We start from the raw sequence: 24,582 nt of genomic DNA, 5'->3' as shown, positions 1-24,582 counted from the left end.
TTGCAGCCGCCGTGCCGCGACGTCTCATGTCGACCAACGCGTCGTTCAAGACGGCGGATCCCCCCGACGCCCCACAGCCCGCTTCAGGCGCCGTCGCGCGGCCGGAGCGGACGGAGGAGCTGCGGCATATTGCCTCGTTCGTGACAGCGCGCGCCGCACATCACCGCGAACACCGGCCGTCCGAGCTCGGCACAGCGCTTGCTCGCGCCTTGGCTTGTGCGCGTGCGTGGAAAATCGGGCTCGGCTCAACACCCGTGTCGAGGCCGACCTCGACGGAGGACCGCGGGCGGCTGTCCCATGAAGGCGGCGGTCGCCTGCCCGTCGCCGCGCGGGCTGCGCTGGCGGGGCGCCTTGTGGCGCTCGGCCAGCTCGCCGAATATGTCGTGCTCGCTGACGCCACCCGCGTCCCAGGTCACCCAGGGCCGCTCCCCGCTGGTCGCCCGGGCCCCTGACGGCGATGTCTGCCGGGATGGGCCCCACGCCGCGAACGACCCGACCATGACGATCCCGCTCTCCACGCTCATCAGGACCCGCCGCGAGGCCATCATCGAGCGGTTCGTCGGCGAGCTGCGCAGGCGAAGCTCGGCGGTGCGCGACATGCCGAAGCCCCTGATCATCAACTCGCTACCGAGCTTCCTCGACGAGGTGGCCGCCAGCCTGGAGATGGGGGCGTCCACCAGCGGCAGCGACGAGGCCGCGCGCGAGCACGGGGAGATGCGCTGGGAGAACGGGTTCAACCTGAACGTGATGGTCCGCGAATATGGAGTTCTCCGGCGATCCATCCTCCGCGAGCTCCAGGAGGCGGGGATCACGCCGAGTCTGAGCGAGGTCGAGGCGCTCTCCGAGCGCGTGGATGCGGGGATCGCCCAGGCGGTCAGCGAGCACACCCGGCTCCAGCTGGCGGCGCTCGAGACCGAGCGCAAGCGCACCGAGCTCGAGCGGGGCAGGAGCGGCTCGCTGCTCGCCCAGGCGCCCGCGCCGATCTGTCTCCTCAAGGGCGCCGATCTCGTGTTCGAGCTCGCGAACCCGCTCTTCTGCCAGATGGTCGGCCGCGACGATCTGCTCGGCAAGCCGCTCGTCGAGGCGGTCCCGGAGCTCCGCGGGCAGGCGCTGCACGCGCAGCTCGAGGCCGTCATGGCGAGCGGCTCGCCGAGCGTGGCGAGCGAGATCCCGCTGCGGCTCATGCACTGGACCGGCGAGGTGGTGGAGCGGCTGTACAACGTCCTGTGCAATCCGGTCCACGACGTGAGCGGCGCCGTGGAGGGCGTCGTGGCGACGGCGTTCGAGGTGACCGAGCAGATCGCCGCGCGCCGCAAGGCGGAGCGCCTCGCGCTCGAGCTCCAGCAGAGCGTGACCCAGCGCCTGCGCGCGGAGCAGGCGCTCCGCGTGAACGAGGAGCGCTTCCGCAAGGCGCTCCGGGGGTCGCCGGTCATGGTGTTCAACCAGGACCGGGACCTCCGCTACACGTGGATGCACAACTCGTTCGGCAAGTCGGAGCGCGAGGTGCTCGGGAAGACCGACGCGGAGGTGCTGGAGGACCCGGACGCCGCGAGGGCGCTCGACCGGGCGAAGCGCGAGGTGCTGTCCAGCGGGGTCGGCCAGCGGCGCGAGATCGCCCTGCACGCCGGCGGGCGCACGCAGCACCTCGACATCTCGATCGAGCCGCTGACCGACGACGCGGGCGAGATCGTCGGCATCACCTGCACGGCGACCGACATCACGGAGCGGAAGTCGATCGAGCAGGCGCTGCGGGCGAGCGAGGCGAGGTTCCGCACGGTGAAGGAGGCGTCGCCCGACGGGTTCATGATCCTGCGCAGCGTGCGCGACGCGTCCGGCGCGATCTCCGATTTCGAGTGGGTCTACGTGAACCCCGCCACCGGGCCCATCGTCGGCGGCCGCGGCAAGGATCTCGAGGGCAAGCGGATGCTGGTGGAGATGACGGGCAGCTCGCTCGCGAGCGCCTTTGACACGTACGCGCACGTGGTGGAGACCGGGGAGGCTGCCCGGATCGAGCTCTTCTGCGCGCATGAAGGGGCGCCGCAGACGTTCCGCGCCATCGCCGTCGCCCTGGGCGACGGGGTGGGCGTCTCGTTCCACGACATCACCGAGCAGAAGCGCTCGGAGGCCGAGCGCGCCCAGCTCCTCGAGCAGGAGCAGAAGGCGCGCCAGCACGCCGAGCAGCTGAACAAGCTCAAGGACGAGTTCCTCGCGACGGTGTCGCACGAGCTCAGGACGCCGCTCCAGTCGATCCTGGGCTGGGCGCGGATCCTCCGGACGGGCGAGGTGGACACCGAGTCGCTCGAGCGGGGGCTCGCCACGATCGAGCGCAACGCGAAGGCGCAGTCGCAGCTCATCGAGGACGTCCTCGACGCCTCGACGATCATCGCGGGGAAGCTGCAGCTCCGCACCGACCCGGTCGACGTGCGGCAGGTGCTCGCCACGGCGCTCGATCTCGTGCGACCGGCGGTGCTGGCGAAGGGCGTCACGGTCAACGCCTGGGTCGTCGAGGACGTGGGCATCTTCCTCGGCGACGCCAATCGGCTCCAGCAGATCGTGTGGAACCTGCTCACGAACGCGGTGAAGTTCACGCCCTCGGGGGGGCAGGTGCGGGCCATTGCCCGGCGCGTCGACGCCATGCTCGAGGTCGAGGTGGAGGACAACGGCGAGGGGATCCCGACGAGCTTCCTGCCGTTCCTGTTCGAGCGGTTCCGTCAGGCGGACGGGGGGGTGACCCGGGCCCACGGCGGCCTGGGGCTCGGCCTGGCCATCGTGCGGCACCTGGCGGAGGCCCAGGGCGGCAGCGTGAGCGCGGCGAGCGACGGAGAGGGCAAGGGCGCGCGCTTCCGGGTGCAGCTGCCGATCCGCGCCGAGGCGCACGCGTCGCTGCCGTCCCCGCAGCACCGGGACAGCGACGCGCCGGGGGGCGCCGCGCGCCGCTTGCTCGAGGGCATCCGGGTGCTCGTGGTCGACGACGAGACCGACGCGCGCGAGCTGCTCGGCATCATCTTCGTGCGCGCCGGGGCCTCGGTGAGCGAGGCGGCCTCGGCCGGCGAGGCGCTCGCGGCGCTCCGCGCGGAGGAGTTCGACGTGCTCGTGAGCGACATCGGCATGCCGGGCGAGGACGGTTACGCGATGATGCGGCGGCTGCGCGCGCTGGGGGCCGAGGTCCCCGCGAGCGGCCTGCCGGCGCTCGCGCTCACCGCGTACACGCGCATGGAGGACCGCCGTCAGGCGATCGCCGCCGGCTTCCAGATGCACCTGGCCAAGCCCATCGAGCCGAGCAGCCTGGTGACGGCGGTAGCGCACCTCGTCGGCCGCGCGGGCCCCCGCGGCAGCTGGCCGTAGCGCCTCCCGGGGCGCGGCCCATGGCACGTGCGAGCGCGCCGTCCGGCGCGGGCGGCCGTCATGGGGCACCCGAGCCCACGCTATCTCCACTCGGCTCTTCCCGGCGCCGTAGGCCCACGTTAATGTCAGCCGCGCGAAGCAGGCCGGTTGCGGTTTCTCCGTCCCCCGGAAACGAGTGAGCCGGCCTCCAGCTCCGTCGCCATCACCCCGCGCACGTGCAGCGTTGCTCTCGTATGCTATCGACGGGCCAGCGCTTTGCCCCTCAACGAGGACGAGGATGGACGGTAAAATCCTGAATATTATCCTGGTAGAGGACGACACCGTCGACGTGATGAACGTGCGGAGAGCGTTCGAGAGGGGCAAGATCACGAACCCGCTCTGGGTCGCGGGCGACGGGGTGGAGGGGCTCGACCTGCTGCGCGGCACCCAGGTGCCCAGAGACCGGCGCCTCATCCTGCTCGACCTGAATATGCCCAGGATGAACGGCATCGAGTTTCTCCGGGAGCTCCGGTCCGACGCGGCGCTGAGGGCGACGCCTGTCGTCGTGCTGACCACCTCGAACGACGATCGCGACAAGGTGGACGCGTACGATCTGAACGTCGCCGGCTACCTGCTGAAGCCGGTGACTTTTCTGAGCTTTGTCGAGCTCATGACGGCGCTGAACCGGTACTGGACGCTCGTGGAGATGCCTTGAGCCATAGGTCGGTTCGTCTCCTCGTTGTCGACGACGACACGGTCGATCGGTTCGCGATCTTGCGCGCGCTGCGGATCGGCCGCGTCGACGCCGAGATCAGGGAGGCCGATTCCGTCGATTCGGCGCTCGCGGTGCTGTACGAGCAGCAGATCGACTGTGTGCTCCTCGATTTCTACCTGCCCGGGGGCGACGGGCTCACGGTGATCGAGGCAGCGCGCAAGGCGAAGCTCACGGCGCCGTTCATCATGCTGACCGGGCAGGGCGACGAGTCGCTGGCGGTCGATCTGATGAAGCGGGGGGCGGCGGACTACGTGCCGAAGAACCTGCTGACGCCCGAGCGGCTGGTGCAGAGCCTGCGCTACGTCCTCCGGCTGAACGAGGCGGAGCGCCGCGAGGACGAGGCGCGGCGGGCGCTCGCTCGCCACGCGAACCAGCTCGCGCAGCTCACCGAGGCGACGCTGCGCATCCACCGGTCGCTCTCGCTGAACGAGCTGATCCAGCGCACCACCGAGGAGGCGCGCGCGCTGCTCGACGCGAACGTGGCGGTCGCGCGGCTGGCCTCGCGGGGCGTGGAGCAGCGTCCTTTGACGGGCCTCTCGATGTCCGAGGAGTACGCCGCGCGGGAGGACCGCGACAGCATCCGCGAGACCGCGTGCGGCCTGATCGAGCGGAGGAGCGCGAGCGTCCGGCTGACGGGCGACGAGATCGCGGGCGATCCCACGTGCGCCGACGTGCTGTCGCGCGCGCCGGCAGAGCTCTACCCGCGCTCGCTCGTCGCGGCGCCGCTGCGCGGGCGGGACGGCCAGTGCATCGGGAGCCTCCAGCTGCTCGACCGGCGCGACGGGCCGTTCGTGGAGAGCGACGAGGTGCTGCTCACCCAGCTCGCGCAGTCGGCGTCCGTCGCCCTCGAGAACGCGCGGCTGTACAACGAGGCGCAGGCCGCGACGCGCGCCCGGGACGACCTGCTCGCGATCGTGTCGCACGACCTCCGGAACCCGCTCAACACGATCGCGATCACGGCGTCGCTGCTGCGGAGCGATCTGCTCCAGCGGAAGGACGGCGAGGAGGACGACGCCGTCCAGCTCGTCGACCGGATGGACCGCGGGATCCAGCGCATGACGCGGCTCATCGAGGATCTGCTCGACGCGTCGCGCATCGAGGCGGGGCGGCTCGTCGTGTCGCCGCGGGTGGAGCGGGGCGGGGCGCTCGTCCGCGAGGCGCTCGAGGCCGCCGCGTCGCTCGCCGAGGCGAAGGGCTGCCGGGTGACGCAGGGGCCGCTCGACGCGGGCCTGGAGGTCCTCGCCGACCGGGATCGGGTGCTGCAGGTCTTCTCGAACCTGCTCGGCAACGCGCTGAAGTTCACGCCGAAGGGCGGCGTGGTGAGCGTGTCGCTCTGCCGGGTCGGCGATCTCGCGCGCTTCTCCGTGGTCGACACGGGCCCGGGCATCCCGCCCGAGCATCAGCCGCACCTCTTCGATCGCTACTGGAAGGCCGCGCAGGAGTCGCGCACCGGCGCGGGGCTCGGCCTGTACATCGCGCGCGGCATCGTCGAGGCGCACCACGGGACCGTGGCGGTCGAGAGCACCCCGGGCCAGGGGACGACGATCCACTTCTCGCTGCCCCTGGCGAGCTGAGCGCCCGTCATCGCGTCGCGCCTCGATGCGCGCGGTCCTCTCATCCCGCCGAGCCCGTCCCCGCGTCCGCGGGCGCCCTCGGCGCTCCCTGTCGATGCGTCAGCCGGTAGAGGACCGGCAGGACGACCAGCGTGAGCGTGGTGGAGGAGAGGATCCCGCCGATGACGACCGTCGCCAGCGGGCGCTGCACCTCGGAGCCGGTGCCGGTGGCGAGCGCCATCGGGACGAAGCCGAGCGCCGCGACGAGCGCCGTCATGAGCACGGGGCGGAGCCGCGCGATCGAGCCGTGGAGCACGGCGTCGTCGAGCGCCTCGCCGCGCTGCCGCATGTTCTCGATGAACGTCACCATCACGAGCCCGTTCAGCACCGCGACCCCCGAGAGCGCGATGAAGCCCACGGCCGCCGAGATCGAGATCGGGAGCCCGCGGCCCCACAGCGCGAGGATGCCGCCGGTGAGCGCCAGCGGGACGCCGGTGAAGATCAGGGCGGCGTTGCCGAGCGTCCCGACGGAGACGAAGAGCAGGCCGAAGATCAGCCCGAGCGCCAGCGGGACCACCACGGCCAGGCGCCGCTCGGCGGCGAGCAGGTTCTCGAACTGGCCGCCCCAGGACATCCAGTAGCCCGGCGGGAGCTTGATCTCGGCGTCGATCCGCTCCTCGGCGTCGGCGACGAAGCCGCCGAGGTCGCGGCCGCGCACGTTGCACTGGACGACGACGCGGCGCTTGCCGCTCTCCCGGCTGACCTGGTTGGGGCCCTCTTCCACGCGGAGGTTCGCCACCGCGCCGAGCGGCACGAACGCCGCCCGGTCGGGCGCCCGCGCCGCCGCGGCGAGGGTCGGACCGCTCGGGCCGGGCGCGTGCTCCTGCTTGCGCCGGAGCGGGATCGGGAGGCGCTCGAGCGCCCCGATGTCGCGGCGGATGACGTCGGGGAGCCGGAGCACGAGATCGAAGCGCTTGTCGCCCTCGAAGACCTCGCCGGCGCTCACGCCGCCGATCGCGGCCTCGACGACCGCCTGCACGTCGGCGACGTTGAGCCCGTAGCGCGCCACCATGCGCCGATCCACGTCGATGGTCAGCACCGGCAAGCCCGTGACCTGCTCCACCTTGACGTCGGCCGCGCCCGGCGTCGCCCGCAGCAGGGCGCCGATCTTGCTCGCCTCTTTCAGCATCACCTCGAGGTCGTCGCCGAAGACCTTGATCGCGACGTCGCTCCGCACGCCGCTGATGAGCTCGTTGAACCGGAGCTCGATCGGCTGGCTGAACTCGTAGTTTTGCCCCGGCAGCTCCCGGATCACCTCCTCGATGGCCTCGGCGAGCTCCTCCTGCGTCGCCGCCTTCGTCCATCCGCTCCGGGGCCTCAGCATCAGGTAGGTGTCGGAGACGTTCGGGCCCATCGGATCGGTCGCGACCTCGGCCGTCCCGGTGCGGGCGAAGATGTGCTCGATCTCGTCCGGGAACCGCTCCTTGAGCAGGCGCTCGAGCTGCGCCTGCATCGCCACGCTCGTCGTGAGGCTGATCGAGGGGATGCGGGCCGGCTGGAGCGCGAGCGCGCCCTCGCTCAGCTTGGGCGCGAACTCGCGGCCGAGCCCCGCGGCGACCAGGCCGGAGGCGATGAGGACGACGCCTGCGGCGGCGACGACGAACGGCTTGTGGGAGAGCGCCCAGGCGAGCACCCGGCCGTAGGCGCGCTTCGCGTGGTGGAAGAGGAAGTTCTCCTGCTCCGACACCCTGCCCGTGAGGAGCAGCGCCACGAGCGCCGGGACGAACGTCATCGACAGGATCGTCGCCCCCGCGAGCGCCAGGACGACGGTCTGCGCCATGGGCCGGAACATCTTCCCCTCGATGCCCGTCAGCGTGAGGATGGGCAGGTAGACGATCGCGATGATGAGCTCACCGAAGATCGTCGCCTGGCGGACCTCCTGGGACGCGTCGTAGGCGAGGCCGAGCCGCTCGTCCCGGGTGAGCACGCGCCCGAGCCGGCGCTGCTCCTCGGCGAAGCGCCGCACGCAGTTCTCGACGATGATCACCGAGCCGTCGACGATGAGCCCGAAGTCGATGGCGCCGAGGCTCATCAGGTTGCCGCTGATCTTGCCCTCGACCATGCCTGTGACGGCGATCAGCATCGAGAACGGGATCGCCAGCGCGGCGATCAGCGCGGCCCGGAGGTTCCCGAGCAGGAGAAAGAGCACCACGACGACCAGCGCGGCCCCTTCGAGCAGGCTGTCTCGCACGGTGCTCAGGGTGGCGTCGACGAGGTAGGTGCGGTCGTAGATGGTCTTGACCGTCACGCCCTCGGGCAGGGACTTGTTGACCGCCTTCATCTGCTCGTCCACGCGCCTGGAGACGGCGCGGCCGTTCTCCCCGACGAGCATGATGGCCGTGCCGATGACCGCTTCCTCGCCGTCCTCGGTCGCCGCCCCCGTGCGCAGCTCCCGGCCGACGCCGACCTCGGCGACGTCCTCGATCCGGATCGGCACCTCGCCGTGGTCGCCGACGATGATGCCCCGGATGTCGTCCTCGCTCTGCACGAGGCCCGTGGCGCGGACGAGGTACTGCTCGCCCTTGTGCTCGATGTACCCGCCGCCCGCGTTGGCGTTGTTGGCCGCGAGCGCCTCGAGCACGTCGCGGAACGAGAGCCCGTAGCCGACGAGCTTCGCCGGGTCCGGCGAGACCTGGTAGAGCCGCTCATGGCCGCCGATCGAGTTGACCTCGGTGACCCCTGGCACGGTCCGGATCTGGGGCCGCACGATCCAGTCCTGGATCGTGCGTAGATCGGTCAGGTCGTACGGCTGCCCGTCGGGCCGCCGGGCGTCCGGCGCGGCCTCGAGCGTCCACATGTAGATCTCGCCGAGGCCGGTCGCGATCGGGCCGAGCTGCGGCTCGCCGAGCCCCGGCGGCAGGCTCTCCTTCGCGGCGTCGAGGCGCTCGGCCACGAGCTGCCTGGCCCAGTAGATGTCGGTGTCGTCCTCGAAGATCACCGTCACCTGGGAGAGCCCGTAGCGGGAGAGCGAGCGCACCTGCTGGACGCCCGGGATCCCGCCCATGGCCCACTCGATGGGGAAGGTGATCTGACGCTCGACCTCCACGGGGGAGAGCGCCTTCACCGAGGTGTTGATCTGCACCTGGACGTTGGTGATGTCCGGGACCGCGTCGATCGGCAGGCGCGTGAAGTTGTAGGCCCCGAGCGCGCCGACCGCGATCGTGAGGGCGACGACGAGGAAGCGATGGCGCACCGAGAGCGCAAGGAGCCGCGAGAGCAGGGTGAGCATGGGGCCGTCGCGCTCCTCAGTGCTGGTGGCCGGCTTCGGACTTGCCGAGCTCCGCCTTGAGAATGAAGCTGTTCTTGCCGGCGTAGCGCTCGCCGGCGGCGACCCCCGCCAGGATCTCGACGACCGGCGCGTGTTCGACGCTCGGGGCTCCGGGTCGCCTGTCGGCGCCCTTCGCCCCGGACCCCGGCGAGCTCATGCCCCGGCGTCCGATCTTCACCGGGCGGACCTCGAAGCCGCCGTGCTGCTCGACGAAGGCGACCTCCCTGCCCTCGATCCGCTGGATCGCCTCGTCCGAGATGACGACCGGCGCGGCCACCTCCTCGACGGCGATGTCGGCGGTCGCGAAGAGCCCGGGGCGCCAGGCTGCGCCCGGGCTCTGGAGGATGACGCGGGCCACCGCGGAGCGGTTCTGCTCGTCGACGACCTGCCCCAGGTACGCCAGCGTGCCCTGCGCGGCTTGCTCGATCCCCTCGGCCTTGACCCAGGCCGTCTGGCCGACCTGCACGCGGCTGAGATCCTTGGCGTAGACGGTGACGTTGACCCAGATCGTGGACAGGTCGGCGATGACGAAGACCTGGGTGTCCTCCTTGAGGACCTCGCCGATGGCGATGTGCTTCTCGATGATGGTGCCGTCCATCGGGGCGACCAGCGCGTAGCCGGTGCCCCGGGTCGCGCCGGAGCCCGCGGTGGCGCTGAGCTTCTGGGCGGCGCTCCGGTGCTCGATCCGCGCCTCGGCGACCGCCTGCTTGGCCGCCAGGTACTCCTTTTCGGCCGAGATCCGCTCCTTCCAGAGCGCCTCGTGGCGCGTGAAGCTCGTCTCGGCGAGGGAGAGGCGCTCCTTGGCCGCCAGGAGCTCGCGCTGGAGCTCGGCCAGCTCGCGGCTGTCGAGCACGGCGAGCACCTCTCCGCGCTTCACCGTGTCGCCGAGCTGCTTCTTCACCTCCCGCGCCGTCCCCGGCACCCGGGGCGTGACGTGCGCGATGGCCTCGGCGTTGAGCGCCACCTCGCCGGGCAGCGTGACCGTCACGGCGACCTTGCCCGGCCCGGCGGTGAGGATCTCCAGCCCGGCGTTCTGGATCATCGCGGGCGAGAGCTCGACCCTGCCGCTGCCGTGGGCGTGCGCTTCCCCGGCCTCGTGCGCGGGCCCTTTGCCCTCGCCGTGGGCGTGGTCCTCGCCGTGCGCGTGCTCCTCGCCTTCGCCGTGGGCGTGGGCCTCGCCTTCGCCGTGGGCGTGGTCCTCGCCTTCGCCGTGGGCGTGGGCCTCGCCTTCGCCGTGGTGGTGCCCGTCCTCGTCTCCGTGGCCAGCCTCGTGCCCGTGGCGTCGATGCTCGATGAGCACCGTGAGGGCGACGGCCGCGACGACGAGCGCCAGCACCGCGGCAGCGATCACGGCGACCGCCTTCGGCGAGAGCTCGATCTTCCGCTGGGGAGCGCTCATCGGAGCGCCCTCCCCGCCGCGACAAGGAGCTCGATCTTGGCCGCCGCGTGGGCGTGCTCGGCTTCCAGCAGCGCCGCCTCGGTCTCGATGACCTCGCGGCGCACCAGGAGGACGCTCGCGAGATCCTTCTCGCCGAGCTCGTACCCTCGCGCCGAGATCGCGGCCGCCTGCTCCATGAGGGTGGCGGTCGGTGCGAGGGCCTGGAGGGCCTCCTTCGTCGCCCGGTAGCGCGCGTACAGCTGGTGAATCTGGCCCACGGCGCCGGCCCGCGCGGCGTCGGCGTGCGCCCGGGCGACATCGATCTCCGCGGCGGCCGTCGCGGCGCCGGCCCGGTTGGCGTTGAGGATCGGCAGCGGGACCGCGAGGCCGAGCATGCCGATGTTCGCGCCGTCGTCGTGCTCGACCTGGGCGATGACGCTGACGGTCGGCCACCTGGCCGAGCGCTCTCGCTCCGCCTTGGCGCGCGCGGCATCGAGCGACGCCTCGGCGGCGCCGACATCGGGGCGCCGCTCGACCTCGCCGAGGCTCGACGCGAGCGCCGGCGGTTCGCCGGGAGGCACGAGCGGCCCCTCCACCGGGAGGCGCTGCGCGCCCGGCGAGGTGAGGCCGAGCAGGGCGAGGAGCGCGGCCCTGTCGGCGTCCCGCGTGCCTTCCGCCGCCTTCGCCGCTGCGACGTCGCGTCCTTTCTGGAGCAGCGCCAGGGCGACGTCGACCTCCGGCACCTCGCCCGCCCTGCGCTGGCGCTCCGCCGCGGCGTGGAGCCGCTCTGCGAGGGCGACGCGCGCGCGGGCGAGCTGCACCTGCCGCTCGTCCCGGAGCACGAGGGCGTGCTGGAGCAGGGCGGCGAGCAGGACGCGGCGCCGGCCGTCCTCGGCGTGGATCTCGGCGGCGCGCTGCTCGGCCTTCGCCGCGGTGATGCGCCCGCCTCGTTGACCGCCGAGCTCGATCGGCCACTCGAGGGACGCTTCAGCGGCCGCCGGCTTGCTCCCGTCGGGGTTGAGCCGGACGCCGCCCATCCCCGTGAGCACGGGGTTCTCGAGCGAGAGCACGCCGGCCGCCGAGGTCGCGGCGCGGGAGACGCCGGCCTCGGCCGTGGCCACGCGCGCGCTCGGCGCTGCGCGGGCGAGGTCGGCGACGCGGGCGCGGGTGAGGGGCGGATCCGCGGCGCGCGCCGCCGCAGGCGCGAGCAGCAGGAGGAGCAGGAGGCAAAGGGCGATCGAGGAGGCGACGAACGGACGACGCACGCAGGGATGGAGCATGGACGGGCAGCCCTCGAGCGCGTGGAGCGCTCGCGCGAAGAACCGCGGTTGTGCCCGGTCAGGATCGCGCGAGGGGGCCGAGCGCGGGGCGGCGTGGCGCGGGGGCGCTCACGCACCCGAGCGCGGCTGCCGTGCTCGTGGATGCGATGCCTGACGCGGGCGCCTCAAGCGCGCGGGCGTCGGGGCGGCCGTTCGAGGCGGCAGGTGGGGCAGCGCCCAGGCATTTCGGGCGGCGTCGATGCGGCGATCTCGTACGCCTCGAGGAGGAGGTAGGGCAGCACCTCCTCCAGGGACAGCGTCATGGGGATACGGCCACAAGCGCAGTCGTTGCAGCTGGGCGGACAGTCGTCGTGCGAGCTGTCCGGATGCCCGTCGTCCGCGTCATGGGCGGAGGACGACTCGAGCATCGGGTGCTCGCAAGCGATCGCCACGCCGAGCGCCTGGAAGGTATGTCCCTGAGCCAGGAGACCGACGACGAGGAACACCGAGAGCGCGGCGCAGATCCAGCGAAGGATCGCGCTGCGGTTACGGTGGGGTCGCCGGACGCGGAACATCCGCCACGAGGGTGGAGGAGGATGGGACGAGCGTCAAGGAGGGCCCGCGCCTCGCAGAACGCGGGGACCGAGCTACCGCCGGTCGGAGGGTAGGGGTCCGATTTGAACATGAAGGCGTGAAGGCAGGAAGCAGGAAGAAGAGACCAAGGATCTTCCTGCCTTCACGCCTTCATGTGAGCTCGCTCTGGGCCAACGTGACCATTGCCTGAGCGCGAACCGCATAACGAACCCCTGAAGGTCGGGATCAATCCGGACTGGCCCCCTTCGCGCGGGCCAACTTACAGGCCGTTCAAGGCGAGTCCATCGCGTATCGATGAGGATCGGGCAGAACACATCCCATCTCGGGACGCCGTCCTCGGTGCATTGGGTGAAGGAACGCGGCGCGGGGCGGGACGGCGGGCTACGGCCGCTTCAGATCGGGCTTACAAGAGGCAGCGGCGCGTCGGCCTTCTTCTTCGCCCGGCGCGCAGACTCGGCCCGGCGCCGCCGCCCATAGGCGCTGGTCACCTCGCGCACGATGTCCGGCCGGTCCCGGAACACGAACCGCGCCGCCGCGCGCACCGTCGCCATCCGCGCGTTCAGGAGCCCGATCACCTTGTTGCGGAGGACGAGCGCCTCGCGCGCCTTTTCGCCGAGCCCAGCGCTCTGGGTGGGGTGCGCCCGGAGCCCGGCCGCGAGCTCCTTGGCCTCGTCGAGCATGGCCACGTCGAACCCGCCGAGGCCGTCCATCGCCTCGCGGTGGGGCGCTGCGAGGGCGGCATAGTCGTCCAGGGCCAGCGCGAGCGCGTCGGCGGTGGCGGGGTCGCCCGCGTGGGCCTGTCCGAGCCTGGTGAGCCTCGCGTCGTTCGCGTCCTCGACGCCATCGTCGAACAGCCACTCGAGCGTCGCGGTGATCTCGTCGAGGACGACCTGCCCGCGCTCGAAGGGGCTCGCCTTCTTCGGGTCCACGGCGAGCAGGTAACGCGTGCCCGCCTCCACGGCAGCGCGCTGGAGCGAGAGGATCTCCTCGCCGGTCTTCGCGGTCAGGGCGTTCCCGTTCTTCTTCTTGCTCGCCGCCATCTCGAGGCCGCGGCGCACCACCTTCCCGTCCTTCACCTCCGGCTTCCAGTAGCTCTTGTGGAACCTCGCGACGTCGACCGCTTCACCGAACAGCACATGAAGGGGCACGGAGAGGGAGAGCTCGTTGGTATCCGGAGAGGCGAGCGCCTCGTTCATCCACAGGTCCAGATCGGTCCTTGCTTTGGGCATCGGAATCTCCTGATGTGCCGAGGGATTGTTCCTGGGGAGAGTGCCTCTCCCCAAGCCTTCTGGCTAACAGATGGAAGCGACGAGCGGCAAGAGCGCTCGACCGGGAGCCCCGAGGAGAGCAAGAATACGGCGGCGGCGAGGGCGCCGTGCTGTCCAGGACGTTCGTGGCGCCGTCCAGGAAATGGACCGGGCCGTCCAGGAACCAAGGCGGGTTGTCCAGGAAATGGACCGGGCCGTCCAGGAACCCAGGCGCGCCGTCCAGGAAATGGACCGGGCCGTCCAGGAAATGGACCGGGTCGTCCAGGAAATGGACCGGGCCGTCCAGGAAATGGACCGGGCCGTCCAGGAAATGGACCGGGCCGTCCAGGAAATGGACCGGGCCGTCTGCTGCATCCGGCCAACGGGCACGTCTTCAGGGCGCCATCCGCGCTCGTCGTGCCGCGGCGCGCCCTCGTTATCCCATCGTGTCGCTCGAAGCTGCGGCGAACTGGCCGGATTCCAGCATGCCGATGGCCCCTCAGAACCGCGCCGGAGCACTCGCCACGGCTTCATCAGGGAGGGCCAACCGCGCCGCGACGAGTCGGACGCACCGGAGGACTCCTCCGCCGCCAGGCGACGGCCTCCCCGTCCGGCGACGGTCCGTGCGTTGAAGACGGACGACATGGCGCTCGGAGCGCGATCCAGGGCCGAGCAATGCCCTACCGCTTTCGTGAGGACGCTTGTGTCTAGAGAACGTGCGGGCGAGCGTGCATGGGCGAGAAAAATCGCGGGGTGGAGGGAATGAGCATGAGCGAGAGATCGAAACCGTGGCGACGGAGGACGATCCTTGCAGTGGCTGTCGGCGCCCTGGCACTTGGCGCGGCGGGGGCCGGGTGTTTGTGGGAGCGCGAGGACCCCACGTTCGGGAGCTTCTGCGCGGCCTCAGTGGGCGGCGAGGAGCATTGCGTGGGCGAGAACCTGGGCCCTGGCGCCGCGTGGACCCAGGCCGAGAAGGATGGCGCGCTGCCCATCGAGGTGTGGGCCACGTGGCCGACCAACAAGACGCTGGAGGAGATCGTCGCGAGCAGCTACTCGCTCGGCGTCTGGTTCCGCCATGTAGACGAGGCGATCGACTACGTGCGAGACGACGCGAAGAACGCCGAGTCGCTGCGGGCGACGCTCGCGGGCAAGCTCGCGTCGCTGCTCGACGAGGCGACGGACCGCCAGAGGGCGCTGCTCGCGCAGGCGCCGGTCGACGCGACAGGCAGCTTCAAGGCGGCGATGATCGACAAGGCAAGCGCCGAGAGGGAGCCGCTCGTCGCCGCGCTCGCGGCCGACAGGCAGGCGATGGCGGTCGTGCAGGCGGTCTTCGACCAGGCCCGGAGCGACGTCGCGCCGCTGCGATCGAAGTACGCGGGCGTCGCGGCGCGCTTCGCGGGGTACCGCGCGACCGAGGCGGCGGAGACGGCGGCCTACGCGGCGCTCTCGGAGCAGGCGTCGCGGTCGGACATCGACGGCCTCGACGGCGTGGAGCAGGCGGTGCTCGCGGCGGCGCGCGAGGCGAGCCGGGCGCCCGGCGAGCTCGCCGCGGAGATCCTGAGGTCGTCGGCGGCGCTCCAGGTCTTCGCGGCCTCCTTCGACGAGGCGATGGCACCGCACAGGGAGTTCCTCGCGACGCACGGCGCGGTGCTGCCGGACATGACCTCGGGGGCGCTGCGGTCGCTGAGCGCGATGCTGGGCTATGTGCAGCGGCGGGTGGCCCGGAGCGACGCGACGGCGGCGGCGCTGCTCGGCGGCATCACGCTGCGCCGGCAGGCGCTCCGCGTGTCGCAGATGGACGAGGGGGCGCGCGAGGCGATCGCAGGGGCGCGGACCCGCAAGGCGTCGGACGCCTTCGGGGAGCGTGCGCGCGCGCAGGTCGCGGCGCTGTCGGCGGCGCCGCCGGTGAGCGAGAAGCTCGGGCTGCCGCTGCTGGCCGAGCGGTGCGGGGAGCTCTCGGCGCTGGTGCAGCTGCGGCCGCTCTGCGGGGCGGCGGGGTCGTCGTGGCGCGAGGCCGGGTGCGCGGCGCTTCGGGAGCGGTTCGACGCCGCGGAGGCCGAGCTCAGGACGGGGTTGCCGCGGAAGATCGCGGCGGGCCTCGCGGCGCTGCGGGAGACGGGGATGGCCGCGGCGGCGCTCGACGCGGCCGAGGCGAGGCTCGCGGCGGGTGACGTGAAGGGCGCCGCGATGGCATATGACGCCGCCGTGCGCGACGCGGAGGGGACATGAGAGGCTCGAAGGATGTTGCGCTGCGTGGCTTCTGCGCCGCGGTGTTCCAGAGGCTCGTGCTGGTCACAGCGCTGGCGGTGCTGTCGCCGTCGTTCGCGCGGGCCGGCACGCCGTATAGCCTCGACTGGGTCAGCACGCAGTCCAGCACGTCGTGCGAGGGAGCTTCCCTCGCCGACAACGGAGGGGCGTACTTCCATGTGAATGACACGCCGCTGCCTACCTACGAGGTCCCGGGCACGCTGGTGACCCACGGCGATGGATCGCGCAGCCACCGGTCCGAGGCGGACTTCGACTCGGTGCTGCTGGGAATGGGAGCGAACGAGTTCCATTTCGTGGCCGCCAACTCGGGCGGCGACGACTGGTGCACCGACGCGCACGAGCTGGTGACGCTCGTCTCGGTCCCGCTCGGACTGAACAAGCCGCTCTTCAACGTCCGGCGCAGCGGGGCGAAGTTCTCCGGCAACACCGAGGTCGACCTGAGCCTCGCGGAGATCAACCCGGCGCTCGCGCGCGACATCGAGATCCTGCTGGCCGAGATCGCCAAGGAGCGCAAGGCGCTCGTGGCGAACGCGCCGCGGGTGGCGCGCCTGGCGGAGAAGATGGACCTGCTCCAGCAGCTCGACACCGAGCTGAAGGACCTGGTCAGCCGGCCGCTCGACGAGATCTCGCGGACCGATCTCGACGCGATCCTCGACCGGTACAAGGACGCGGTCGGCGCGGAGACGCGGGCGGCGATGGAGCAGCTCGTCGACGACCTGAAGAAGAGCGTCAGCGATCTCGAGGACGAGCTCGCGCGGCTGATGGACGAGTTCGGCGCGCAGGCGGACGAGGTGGCGGACCTGGCGACGCAGGACGCGCGCGCCGAGGGGTGGAACCCGGACGACGCGGGGGCGTACGCGCTCGGCGAGAGCGCGGTGCCGTGGGTCGAGGTGCCGGACATCTCGGCAGTGGACGGGGCGTTCGACGAGGGGAGGGACCCGTACGCGGCGTACGCGGATGGCGTGATCGCGGCGCTGGAGGCGGACGTGAGCGGCCGGGTGGTGGTCCTTCGGGCGGACTTCGTGGCGAACGTGAGGGCGTGGCGGGCGAACAGCGCGGCGCTGGAGATCGCGCTGCGCGACCGGATGGGGGTGTCGCTGGCGGAGACGAACGCGTTCCTGAAGGCGCAGAACCGGATCACCGGGTTCGTGCGGCGGTTCATGGATGCGTCGGACTGGTTTGAGGACTCGCCCGTGCCGGCGGACCTGCGGGCGCAGGTGGACAGGGTGCTGAAGCCGAGGTTCGACGCGCTGGCGGACCAGATGAAGGACAGCCTGAACCAGTGGAGGGGGGACGGGCTCGACCTGGAGCAGACGCAGCTCTACCAGACGATCAGCGCGTTCGCGGGGGCGATGTCGACGGTGGGCGAGGGCTTCGAGGCGTACGCGGAGGTGATGCAGACGCTGGTGCACGCGACGACGCGCATCGGAGTCGGCTTCGTGCCGGTGGTGGGGCCGGCGCTCGACCTGTGCGAGGCCGTGACGGGGAAGGCGTGGTGCTTGCCGTCGGGAGAGGAGCTGAGCGACGAGGAGCGGATCTTCTCGGGACTGGGCTTCGGGCTCGGGGCGGTCGGGCCGATGTGGCGGGTGGTCAAGACCAGCGGGGGGCTCAGGCCGTCCGCGATCCGGGTGGCCGGGGAGATCGCCGAGATCGAGGAGGCGTTCGCCAAGATCGTGAAGACGAACCGCGTCCGGGGGTACAAGAACCTCCGCGGGGCGGTCACGAAGCGCAAGAAGGTGGACATCTTCGAGAAGAAGGCAGCGAAGTTCCTGGTGGACGATGGCCGATCGCTCATCGGGGTCGGCGACGACGCCGTGCGCGAAGTGGTCGGCATTCCGAAGCACTCAAGCCCCGGTGGTAGCGAGGGGATGGCGCCCGACTTCGTGTCGATCTCCAAGGGGCACCAGCTAATCGTGAGCGAGGCAAAGGGCGGGATGATCGAGGTCGACACGGTGCGCAAGCAGCTCACGAACGCGATGAAGGCGCTGAAGGACAAGGGCCTCGATGGAGACGTGGCCCGGGTCGAGCTCATCATGGAGCAGGGGGCGGAGTTCAAGCCGACGAAGTTCACCGTCAAGGATGGCTACCTGTTCGATTGGGACGCTGGCGAGACCGTTACCATCGAGGGATTCGACAAACCCATCATGGTGATCCGACTATGAGCTATTCAGGACCTCAATTCTTCGCCTGGTGCGACGAGCCAGAACGGATCGATGCGCTCGCAGCGGCACTGTCCGCGCTGGTCATCCCAGGGGCTCTCACCAGCCTCATGATGAGCGCGACCATCTCGTGCGAGGCGCGCTCCATCGACGAGGTGCTCGCCATGGTGCGCACCCACTTCGGAGGTTTGAAGAGCGCCCACATCCTGTCCGGCATGAGGCTGAACCCTTCCGAGCGCGACATGATTTTCAGCCTCGCGTGCTACCCGGAGGAAAGCGAACGTCGCCGTCCTTTCGGCCCGCTCGGGCTGAAGGCGGGCGAACGCAAGTGGGATTTTTACCCCTATGAAATCGCCGTGAGCAGAGGCCCCCGCTCCGTGGAGGCCGAGGCCGCGGCCGCCTGCCACCTGGTCCAGGGCGACGTCGAGGACCTCCTGCTGCGCCTCTGCGCGCCGGACGCCAGCGGGCGCGTGCCGACCGGCGCGTGCACGGACAAGGAGGACTGGATCGCCCCGGTCGAGATGTGCGCGACCTACAACGCGAACGCCGCGGAGCTCGCGCGCGACCTCGCCCTCTCGTGGGTGAGCCTCCACGACAAGGAGAGCGCCTCGCGCATCGCGGGCAACTCGCTGGAGGCGCTCCGCGCGCGGGTGGACGCCGCGCCGCGCGGCGCGCGCGTGCCCATGAAAAGCACAAGCGAGCTCACGGGCTCGCTCTCGCGAGAGACCGTGCTCAAGGCGCTCGCGACGCCGCCGGCCACCCTGCTCGAAGCGCTCGATGCCGCGGCGGTGCCCGACGACGCGTGGCGCGTGGCCGAGCCAAAAGCGCGCGAGCTCCTGGAGCTACGCCGCCAGCTCGACGACGAAGCCGCGGGGGAGGTCCCACCCGCCTTTTGGGTAGACATCACGACGCGCGAGCACACGCGCTTCCTGGAAGAGCACGCCCCCTTCCACGTTCGCCGCCTCCCGAGCGGCGGCGTGGTGCTGGCCACGCACCCCTACCGCACGCTCTGGCCGCTCTGGGCCGACGCGCTCTTCGTGCTCGGCCTCCTGTCCTGACGCAGGCTACCTCATGAGGATGATCGAACGATGAGAGAAGGGCCGTTTTTCTTCGCCTGGTGTGACGAGGCACAGAGGGTCGATGCGTTCGGCGCGGCGCTTTCGGCCCTCATCAAGGAGCCACAGTACAGTATGCGCGCGATCATGGACCGCGATACGGAATGCAACACGACCTCCGTGGACGAGGTGGTCGCGATGCTCCGCGCCCACTTCGGGCGCACCGACGCGGAAACCTATTTCGTCGCATCGTTGAGTTACGAACACTTCGTCCATTGCATCCTTCGCTGCTTCACCGACAGGAGCGAGCGTCTCAAGCCGATGGGTCCCATGCACATGCACGCCCGCCAGATCGAGGCCTTTTCCCCCATGCACATGGACCTCGCCCTGGGGAGGGGCCCGCGCTCCGTGCAGGCCGAGGCCGTGCTCGCGTGGCACATGGCGCTGGAAGACATCGAGGACGTCCTGCTCCGCCTCTGCGCGCCGGACGCGAGCGGGCGCGTCCCGACCGGCGGCTGCACGACGGCGCGGACCTGGCTCGCGCCGGTCGCCCTGTGCGCGACGTACAACGCGGACGCCCGCGACATCGCGCGCGATCTCGCCCTCTCGTGGCTCTGCCTCCACGACAAGGACAGGGTGTCGCGCACCGCGGGGCTGTCGCTGGAAGCGCTCCACGCGCGGGTGGAAGCCGCGCCGCCTGGGGCGTGCGTTGCGCTGAGACATAGCACCGGGCACTCGAGCTCGCTCTCCCGTGCAGCCGTCCTCAAGGCGCTGGAAACTCCGCCTTCCGCCTTGCTCGAGGCGCTCGAAGCAGCGGCGGAGAAGCCCGATGGCGCGTGGCGCGCCGCAGAGCCGCGCGCGCGCGAGATCTACGAGCGGACGCTCCCGTTCAGGGGGCGCGACGAGCAGGGCACGGAGACGGGCAACGGCTCGCCCCTCTCGCAGGTCGAGATCACCCTCGACCACTTCGAGTTCCTGGTCGACCACGCCCGGTTCTACGTCCGGCGCCTGCCGAGCGGCGGCGTGGTGCTGGCGACCCACCCCTACCGCACGCTCTGGCCGCTCTGGTCCGACGCGCTCTTCGCGCTCGGCCTGATGTCCTGACGCAGGGCGCACGCCTTCACGGCGCCATCGGCGCTCGTCCCGGTCCCGTCGCTCGTCCGAGGCACGCCCGTGCTCCCCGCGGCCATGGCGGTCCATGACGCGCGAGCTCGGCCACGTCGCGGGCGTAGGACAGCTCGGCCGCGGCGAGGTCCTCCGCGCGTCGCCCCCCGACCGCGCGCTACGGCAGCGTCGTGTCCGTCACGGTGAGGCAATGATTCGTCAGCTCCACGCCGTCGCGTTTGTACACCACGCCGGTCGCCACATCGGTCATCGCGCCAAGGCCGAGCTCTCCGTAATCAACATCGAGCTGAGCATCATAATGCCCAGCATTGTTGCGCTCGGTTGAAACGTCGGTGCTGAACGTGACGCTCGTGAACAGGTTCTTCAAGTAGAAGGTCGCCGTGTCCGGCGCCGGCACGTTGGCCCATTCGAGGCGGACCGTGGTGCCATAGTTGACCAGTACAGCGTCTTCGGACAAAACGTCCCCCCCGAGGCCACGTGGAGCGGTTCGCTTGAAGCCGATGGCTCGAGAGATCTTGTTGTCGGGCCAGCTGGCCAGCAAGAAGAAGCTCGTCGAGTAGCGCTCCTCGCAGCCGAAGCCCACCTCCTCGGCGGACAGCGTAACCGACCAGTAGGTGCGGTCCGCCTCGTCGCGCACGAGATCCCAGCCTCTGAGCGTGCCAGCGCGCATGTCCCATGCGACGAACACAATGCGCTCGATCCGCGGCCACGCGGGCGCCTGCACCAGCCGCCCGCCCGCAGGCCAGTAGACCTCGGGGAGCCAGACGTCGTCCTCGCACCAGAGACCACGATCAAGGCTCGAAGCCACGTTGTAATCGTCGCTGCTGTGTCCGGCGCGCGCGAGCAGCTCCGCGACGTCCGGGGGGTCGTCGCCGCACGAGAGCGCCGCGAGCGCGACCATCGCGAGACCAACGAGCTTCGATCGCTTCATCCGTTCCTCCTCGGCTCCCTGGGGAAAGGTGCCCACGTCGATGGCCAGCCCATGGTCGCCCGCAGCGGCAAGGACGCTGGGGCTCGCCCCAGGCCCACGTCGCGGGCGCCGGACAGCTCGGCCGCGGCGAGGTCCTCCGCCCGCCGAAGCCCGACCGCGCGCTACGGGAGTGAGGTCGCTAGCACGGTAAGGCACTGGTTCATCACCTCCGCGCCGTCGCTCTTGTACGCCACGCCGGCCACCACATCGGTCATCGCGCCAAGGCCGAGCTCTCCGTAATCGACCTCGAGCGCGGCGTAATAGTCCGGAGAACCGTCCAAATCGCGTTCGGTTGGAACGTCGGTGCTGAACGTGGCGCCCGTGAACAGGTTCTGCAGGTAGAAGGTCGCCTTGTCCGGCCCCGGCACGTTGGCCATGTCGCTGTCGATCCAGGTCGAGTGCTCGACCAGCACACCGTCATCGGATCGAATGGCGTCGGAGAAGGCGCCACGCTCGGCTCGCTGGAAGCCGACGGGCACAGAGACGTTGTTTTCCGGCCAGCTGGTCAGAAAGAAGAAGCCCGTCGTGAAGCGCTCGTCGCAGCCGAAGCCCACCTCCTCGGCGGACAGCGCCGCCGACCAGGTGTGGCGATCCGCCGCGTTCTGCACGAGATCCCAGCCTCTGAACGTGCCAGCGGGCATGTCCCATGCAACGAACACCATGCGCTCGATCCGCGGCCGCCCGAGCGGGTCCGAGTAGATCTCGGGGAACCAGACGTCGTCCTTGCACACGAGCTCACGGATCCCAGGGGTCGAAGCCGAGATGTCATCGGCCCAGCTGTGACCGGCGCGCGCGAGCAGCTCCGGGACGTCGACGGGCGCGACCTCCACGGGGGAGTTGTCGCCCCCGTCGCCGCCGCAGGAGACCGCCGCGAGCGCGACCATCGCGAGACCAACGAGCGCCGACCGATTCATCCGTTCCTCCTCGGCTCACTGGGGAAAGCCGGCCACGCCGAGGGCCAGCCCATCGTCGCCCGCGGACCCAGGGACGCTCGGGTTCGCCCCAAGCCCGCCCTTGCCGCCCGTTCCCACCATGAACTCAACGCCCGTCACCCCCGGGAGCGATGCGCCCACCACGGCGATGGCGATCGAGGGCCCGCCCTGCCCTCCGCCGCCGTGCCCGCCGTTGCCCCCTTTGCCGCCGTCGCCGCCGGAGCACCCGAAGGGCGAACCGCCGAAGCCCTGCCCGCCGGGCGCACCGAGCCCAGGCGCACCGCCGATCTGGAAGAGGCCGCCATGGCCGCCGTCGCCGCCTCGCGCGGCTTCGATCTCGGTGCCGTGGAGGTCCACGCGCGCGTTCAGGATCAAGAGGCCGATGCTCGCGCCCCCATGGCCGCCGCCGCGGCCGCCGTGCCCGCCGCAGCCGCCCGAGCCGCCGGAGCCGCCGCCCGCGCCGCCGGCCTTGCGCGGGGTGCCGCAGAACATCGCGCCGGCCCGCGTGCCACCCCCGCCGCCGCCCCCCTGCCCGGGGAGCCCGTCGCCGCCGTCGCCGCCGTTCACCCCGCGGTAGAGCCCTTGCGCGTCGAACGCGCCCAGGCCTCGCGCGCCCAGCCCGTTCGCGCCGTCGAGCCCGTTCGCGCCGGTGCGCCCGTTCAAGCAATCGTCGGTGCGGCTGGCGCCTTGGCCACCGAGGCCGAAGCCGCTGGGGTTCGGGATCGGCATCAGCTCGCCGTCGCCGCCGGGCGCTCCGTGGTCGATCGTTCCATCACCGCCCCATCCGCCGATCGAGTCCCCTTGCTCACAGGCGCTCTGCACCGGGTCGGCGCCGGACACGAAGTCGCCGGTACACGCGTCCTGCCCGAACCGGCCGTGGCGCCCCGTCCAGGCCGGCGTCTGCTTCAGCTCGCCCGGCGCGCCGTCGTGGCCCCGCGCGCCGTCGCCCGCGACAAGCTCACCGCGGTGCAAGGTGACCCCGGCGCCCTCCAGCACGATCGCCGCGATCGAGGAGCCGCCCGGCGTCGTGGCCGGCGCCGACTGTGCCACCAGATCGAAGACCGTTGTCATGGCGCCGGCTTCGAACGCAAGCGGGATCTCGTCCGGCCCGGGCTCGATCACGGTGTTGCTCCCGCCACCGTTGTGGATCCACTTCCGCTTGCACGCGAACCCGCCCCAGATCTCCAGGGTCCCGCGGACGCGCACGGCCTCGGGGAAGCGTTCGCCACAGGCATGGATCCTCGGACGCCGCTCGGGCTTCTCGGCCAAGAGCTCGATGGCCCGCGCGATCGTCTGGACGGGTTTTTCGCTCGTCCCCGGCTGCCCATCGTCGCCCATGCTCGAGCTGACGAAGACGCCGCACGCGTCCGTCGCCTCAAGGCCCTCCTGGGGTTCGTTGGGACAAGGCGGTTCCTCGACGGGCGGCGGCGGCTCACAGCGCAGGCGAGGCCCGCAGGGGACCTCGGCACACCCGGCGCCGAGGACGCAGGAGGCCAGGATCAGGACCACGACCTCCGCGAAGGCAGCGCGCCGCGAGCGTGTGCGCTGGATGGATCGCTGCATCGAGGTCACTTCACCACACCCCGCTGAACCAGATGCCGGCCTGATCGCCGTTGATCATCGGCACCACACGCACAGGACGCCGGCTCCGATCGACGCCATCGTAGATGAACGCGCCGATCGTCGCGGCGGCGACGACACCCGCGCCGATGAAGAAGCCTGTCGCGACGTCCCGGGCAATCTCGTGCGCATCATAGAAATCGTTGATCTCAGCGCATGTCACGGCGTGCTTGGACGAAGGCGACGCGCAGATCCAGGAGCTGTCGTCGTTGTTCCGCCGGAGCACAGCGGCGCGCCGCTCTGCCTCTTCGCCGTACTGCGCCGCGAGACCCGAGGCGACGAGGCCCCCGGTGAGCGCGAGCGCGGTGGCGCCGATCCCGCCGATCCGCGCCGCGCCCGCCATCCCGTCGAACGGCCCAGGCGGATCCGGTCGGGTCAGGGGCTTGGCCCGGGGCCTGGCCACGGCCTTCCTGGGGGTCGCGGGCTGGGTCGAGGCGCGAGCGGGCGCCGGCGCCTCCTTGGGCCTCTCGACGAACCGGAGCACGACCTGGACTGCCTTCCCCTTCTCCACCTGGATGGTTTGCTCGGCATCGAGGAAGCCGGGGAGCGTGGCCTTGATCGTGTGCGCGCCAGGCTCGACGTACACATAGCCGGTCGTCGACGCGTCCCTGTCCCGGACCTCCGCGCCGATCGTGATCAGCGCGCCCTGATGGCTCAAGTCGAAGTCGATCTGGCCCACCTCGCGCCGGGCTCTCTCGAGGCCGTCCGTGTAACGGCGCCGCTCGGCGGCCGTTCCCGCGCCCGGATCCTTGAGGCATCTGTCGATGGCCATGGCGGCGTCGACATGCCGCCGGAGGGCGAGCAGCGCCATTCCCCATTCGCAGCGGACCCTACCGCCTACGCCGAGCCTGTACGCGAGGTAATAGGCCTCTTCCGCCCGCTCCCATCTTCCCTGGTTGCGGGCGATGTCTCCCACGCGGATCAGCGCCTGGACATCGACGCCAGGCTTGCCCCCCGCCGCCACCGAAGGCCCGACGTCGTCGAGCCGAGGTGGG

The 24,582-nt window shown here is 71.1% G+C and carries 16 protein-coding genes; 7 read left to right on the top strand and 9 right to left on the bottom strand.

Annotation, left to right across the window (positions count from 1 at the left end):
- Positions 1 to 498: 498 nt before the first annotated feature.
- The 3 genes from WMF28_RS42410 to WMF28_RS42400 all read left to right on the top strand — a co-directional run bounded on the left by WMF28_RS42410 (position 499) and on the right by WMF28_RS42400 (position 5,673).
- Complete coding sequence (locus tag WMF28_RS42410; RefSeq protein WP_437599443.1) at positions 499 to 3,345, top strand: PAS domain-containing hybrid sensor histidine kinase/response regulator; 2,847 nt, start codon at positions 499 to 501, stop codon at positions 3,343 to 3,345.
- Between the two features lie 277 nt (positions 3,346 to 3,622).
- Positions 3,623 to 4,039 carry a response regulator gene (locus WMF28_RS42405; RefSeq protein ID WP_437599442.1) on the top strand — a complete coding sequence of 139 codons (417 nt, stop codon included), beginning with the start codon at positions 3,623 to 3,625 and terminating at the stop codon, positions 4,037 to 4,039.
- Complete coding sequence (locus tag WMF28_RS42400; RefSeq protein WP_437599441.1) at positions 4,036 to 5,673, top strand: ATP-binding protein; 1,638 nt, start codon at positions 4,036 to 4,038, stop codon at positions 5,671 to 5,673. The genes WMF28_RS42405 and WMF28_RS42400 overlap by 4 nt, the downstream gene beginning before the upstream one ends.
- A gap of 40 nt (positions 5,674 to 5,713) precedes the next feature.
- Here WMF28_RS42400 and WMF28_RS42395 read toward each other — a convergent pair whose 3' ends face one another.
- The 5 genes from WMF28_RS42395 to WMF28_RS42375 all read right to left on the bottom strand — a co-directional run bounded on the left by WMF28_RS42395 (position 5,714) and on the right by WMF28_RS42375 (position 13,440).
- Positions 5,714 to 8,941 carry an efflux RND transporter permease subunit gene (locus WMF28_RS42395; protein WP_437599440.1) on the bottom strand — a complete coding sequence of 1,076 codons (3,228 nt, stop codon included), beginning with the start codon at positions 8,939 to 8,941 and terminating at the stop codon, positions 5,714 to 5,716.
- A 16-nt stretch (positions 8,942 to 8,957) separates the two neighbouring features.
- Positions 8,958 to 10,379 (bottom strand): efflux RND transporter periplasmic adaptor subunit, encoded by a 1,422-nt coding sequence (locus WMF28_RS42390; RefSeq protein WP_437599439.1) that lies wholly within the window; start codon positions 10,377 to 10,379, stop codon positions 8,958 to 8,960.
- Positions 10,376 to 11,638, bottom strand: a complete 1,263-nt coding sequence (locus WMF28_RS42385; RefSeq protein WP_437599438.1) for a TolC family protein — start codon at positions 11,636 to 11,638, stop codon at positions 10,376 to 10,378. Before WMF28_RS42385 ends, WMF28_RS42390 begins: the two co-directional genes overlap by 4 nt.
- Positions 11,639 to 11,802: 164 nt before the next feature.
- Positions 11,803 to 12,192: a hypothetical protein gene (locus WMF28_RS42380; RefSeq protein ID WP_437599437.1), complete on the bottom strand. Its 390-nt coding sequence runs from the start codon at positions 12,190 to 12,192 to the stop codon at positions 11,803 to 11,805.
- A 411-nt stretch (positions 12,193 to 12,603) separates the two neighbouring features.
- Positions 12,604 to 13,440: a hypothetical protein gene (locus WMF28_RS42375; protein ID WP_437599436.1), complete on the bottom strand. Its 837-nt coding sequence runs from the start codon at positions 13,438 to 13,440 to the stop codon at positions 12,604 to 12,606.
- Between the two features lie 945 nt (positions 13,441 to 14,385).
- Between WMF28_RS42375 and WMF28_RS42370 the strand changes: the two genes are divergently transcribed.
- The 4 genes from WMF28_RS42370 to WMF28_RS42355 all read left to right on the top strand — a co-directional run bounded on the left by WMF28_RS42370 (position 14,386) and on the right by WMF28_RS42355 (position 20,044).
- Positions 14,386 to 15,687 (top strand): hypothetical protein, encoded by a 1,302-nt coding sequence (locus WMF28_RS42370; protein WP_437599435.1) that lies wholly within the window; start codon positions 14,386 to 14,388, stop codon positions 15,685 to 15,687.
- Positions 15,684 to 17,888, top strand: coding sequence for a hypothetical protein (locus WMF28_RS42365; RefSeq protein ID WP_437599434.1), 2,205 nt, complete (start codon positions 15,684 to 15,686; stop codon positions 17,886 to 17,888). Before WMF28_RS42370 ends, WMF28_RS42365 begins: the two co-directional genes overlap by 4 nt.
- Before the next feature lie 107 nt (positions 17,889 to 17,995).
- Positions 17,996 to 18,943 carry a hypothetical protein gene (locus WMF28_RS42360; RefSeq protein ID WP_437599433.1) on the top strand — a complete coding sequence of 316 codons (948 nt, stop codon included), beginning with the start codon at positions 17,996 to 17,998 and terminating at the stop codon, positions 18,941 to 18,943.
- Positions 18,944 to 18,973: 30 nt separating this feature from the next.
- Positions 18,974 to 20,044: a hypothetical protein gene (locus tag WMF28_RS42355; protein ID WP_437599432.1), complete on the top strand. Its 1,071-nt coding sequence runs from the start codon at positions 18,974 to 18,976 to the stop codon at positions 20,042 to 20,044.
- A 178-nt stretch (positions 20,045 to 20,222) separates the two neighbouring features.
- Here WMF28_RS42355 and WMF28_RS42350 read toward each other — a convergent pair whose 3' ends face one another.
- From WMF28_RS42350 to WMF28_RS42335, 4 genes are all read right to left on the bottom strand, one after another.
- Positions 20,223 to 20,996 carry a hypothetical protein gene (locus WMF28_RS42350; RefSeq protein WP_437599431.1) on the bottom strand — a complete coding sequence of 258 codons (774 nt, stop codon included), beginning with the start codon at positions 20,994 to 20,996 and terminating at the stop codon, positions 20,223 to 20,225.
- A gap of 161 nt (positions 20,997 to 21,157) precedes the next feature.
- Positions 21,158 to 21,949, bottom strand: coding sequence for a hypothetical protein (locus tag WMF28_RS42345; protein ID WP_437599430.1), 792 nt, complete (start codon positions 21,947 to 21,949; stop codon positions 21,158 to 21,160).
- A 15-nt stretch (positions 21,950 to 21,964) separates the two neighbouring features.
- Positions 21,965 to 23,530, bottom strand: a complete 1,566-nt coding sequence (locus tag WMF28_RS42340) for a hypothetical protein (RefSeq protein ID WP_437599429.1) — start codon at positions 23,528 to 23,530, stop codon at positions 21,965 to 21,967.
- A 10-nt stretch (positions 23,531 to 23,540) separates the two neighbouring features.
- Complete coding sequence (locus tag WMF28_RS42335; protein WP_437599428.1) at positions 23,541 to 24,551, bottom strand: hypothetical protein; 1,011 nt, start codon at positions 24,549 to 24,551, stop codon at positions 23,541 to 23,543.
- Between the last annotated feature and the right edge of the window lie 31 nt (positions 24,552 to 24,582).

Source organism: Sorangium sp. So ce590 (assembly GCF_051521365.1).
Taxonomy (GTDB): domain Bacteria; phylum Myxococcota_A; class Polyangia; order Polyangiales; family Polyangiaceae; genus Sorangium.
The sequence above is the reverse complement of the archived record's forward strand: the minus strand, read 5'-3'. Positions and strand labels throughout refer to the sequence as shown.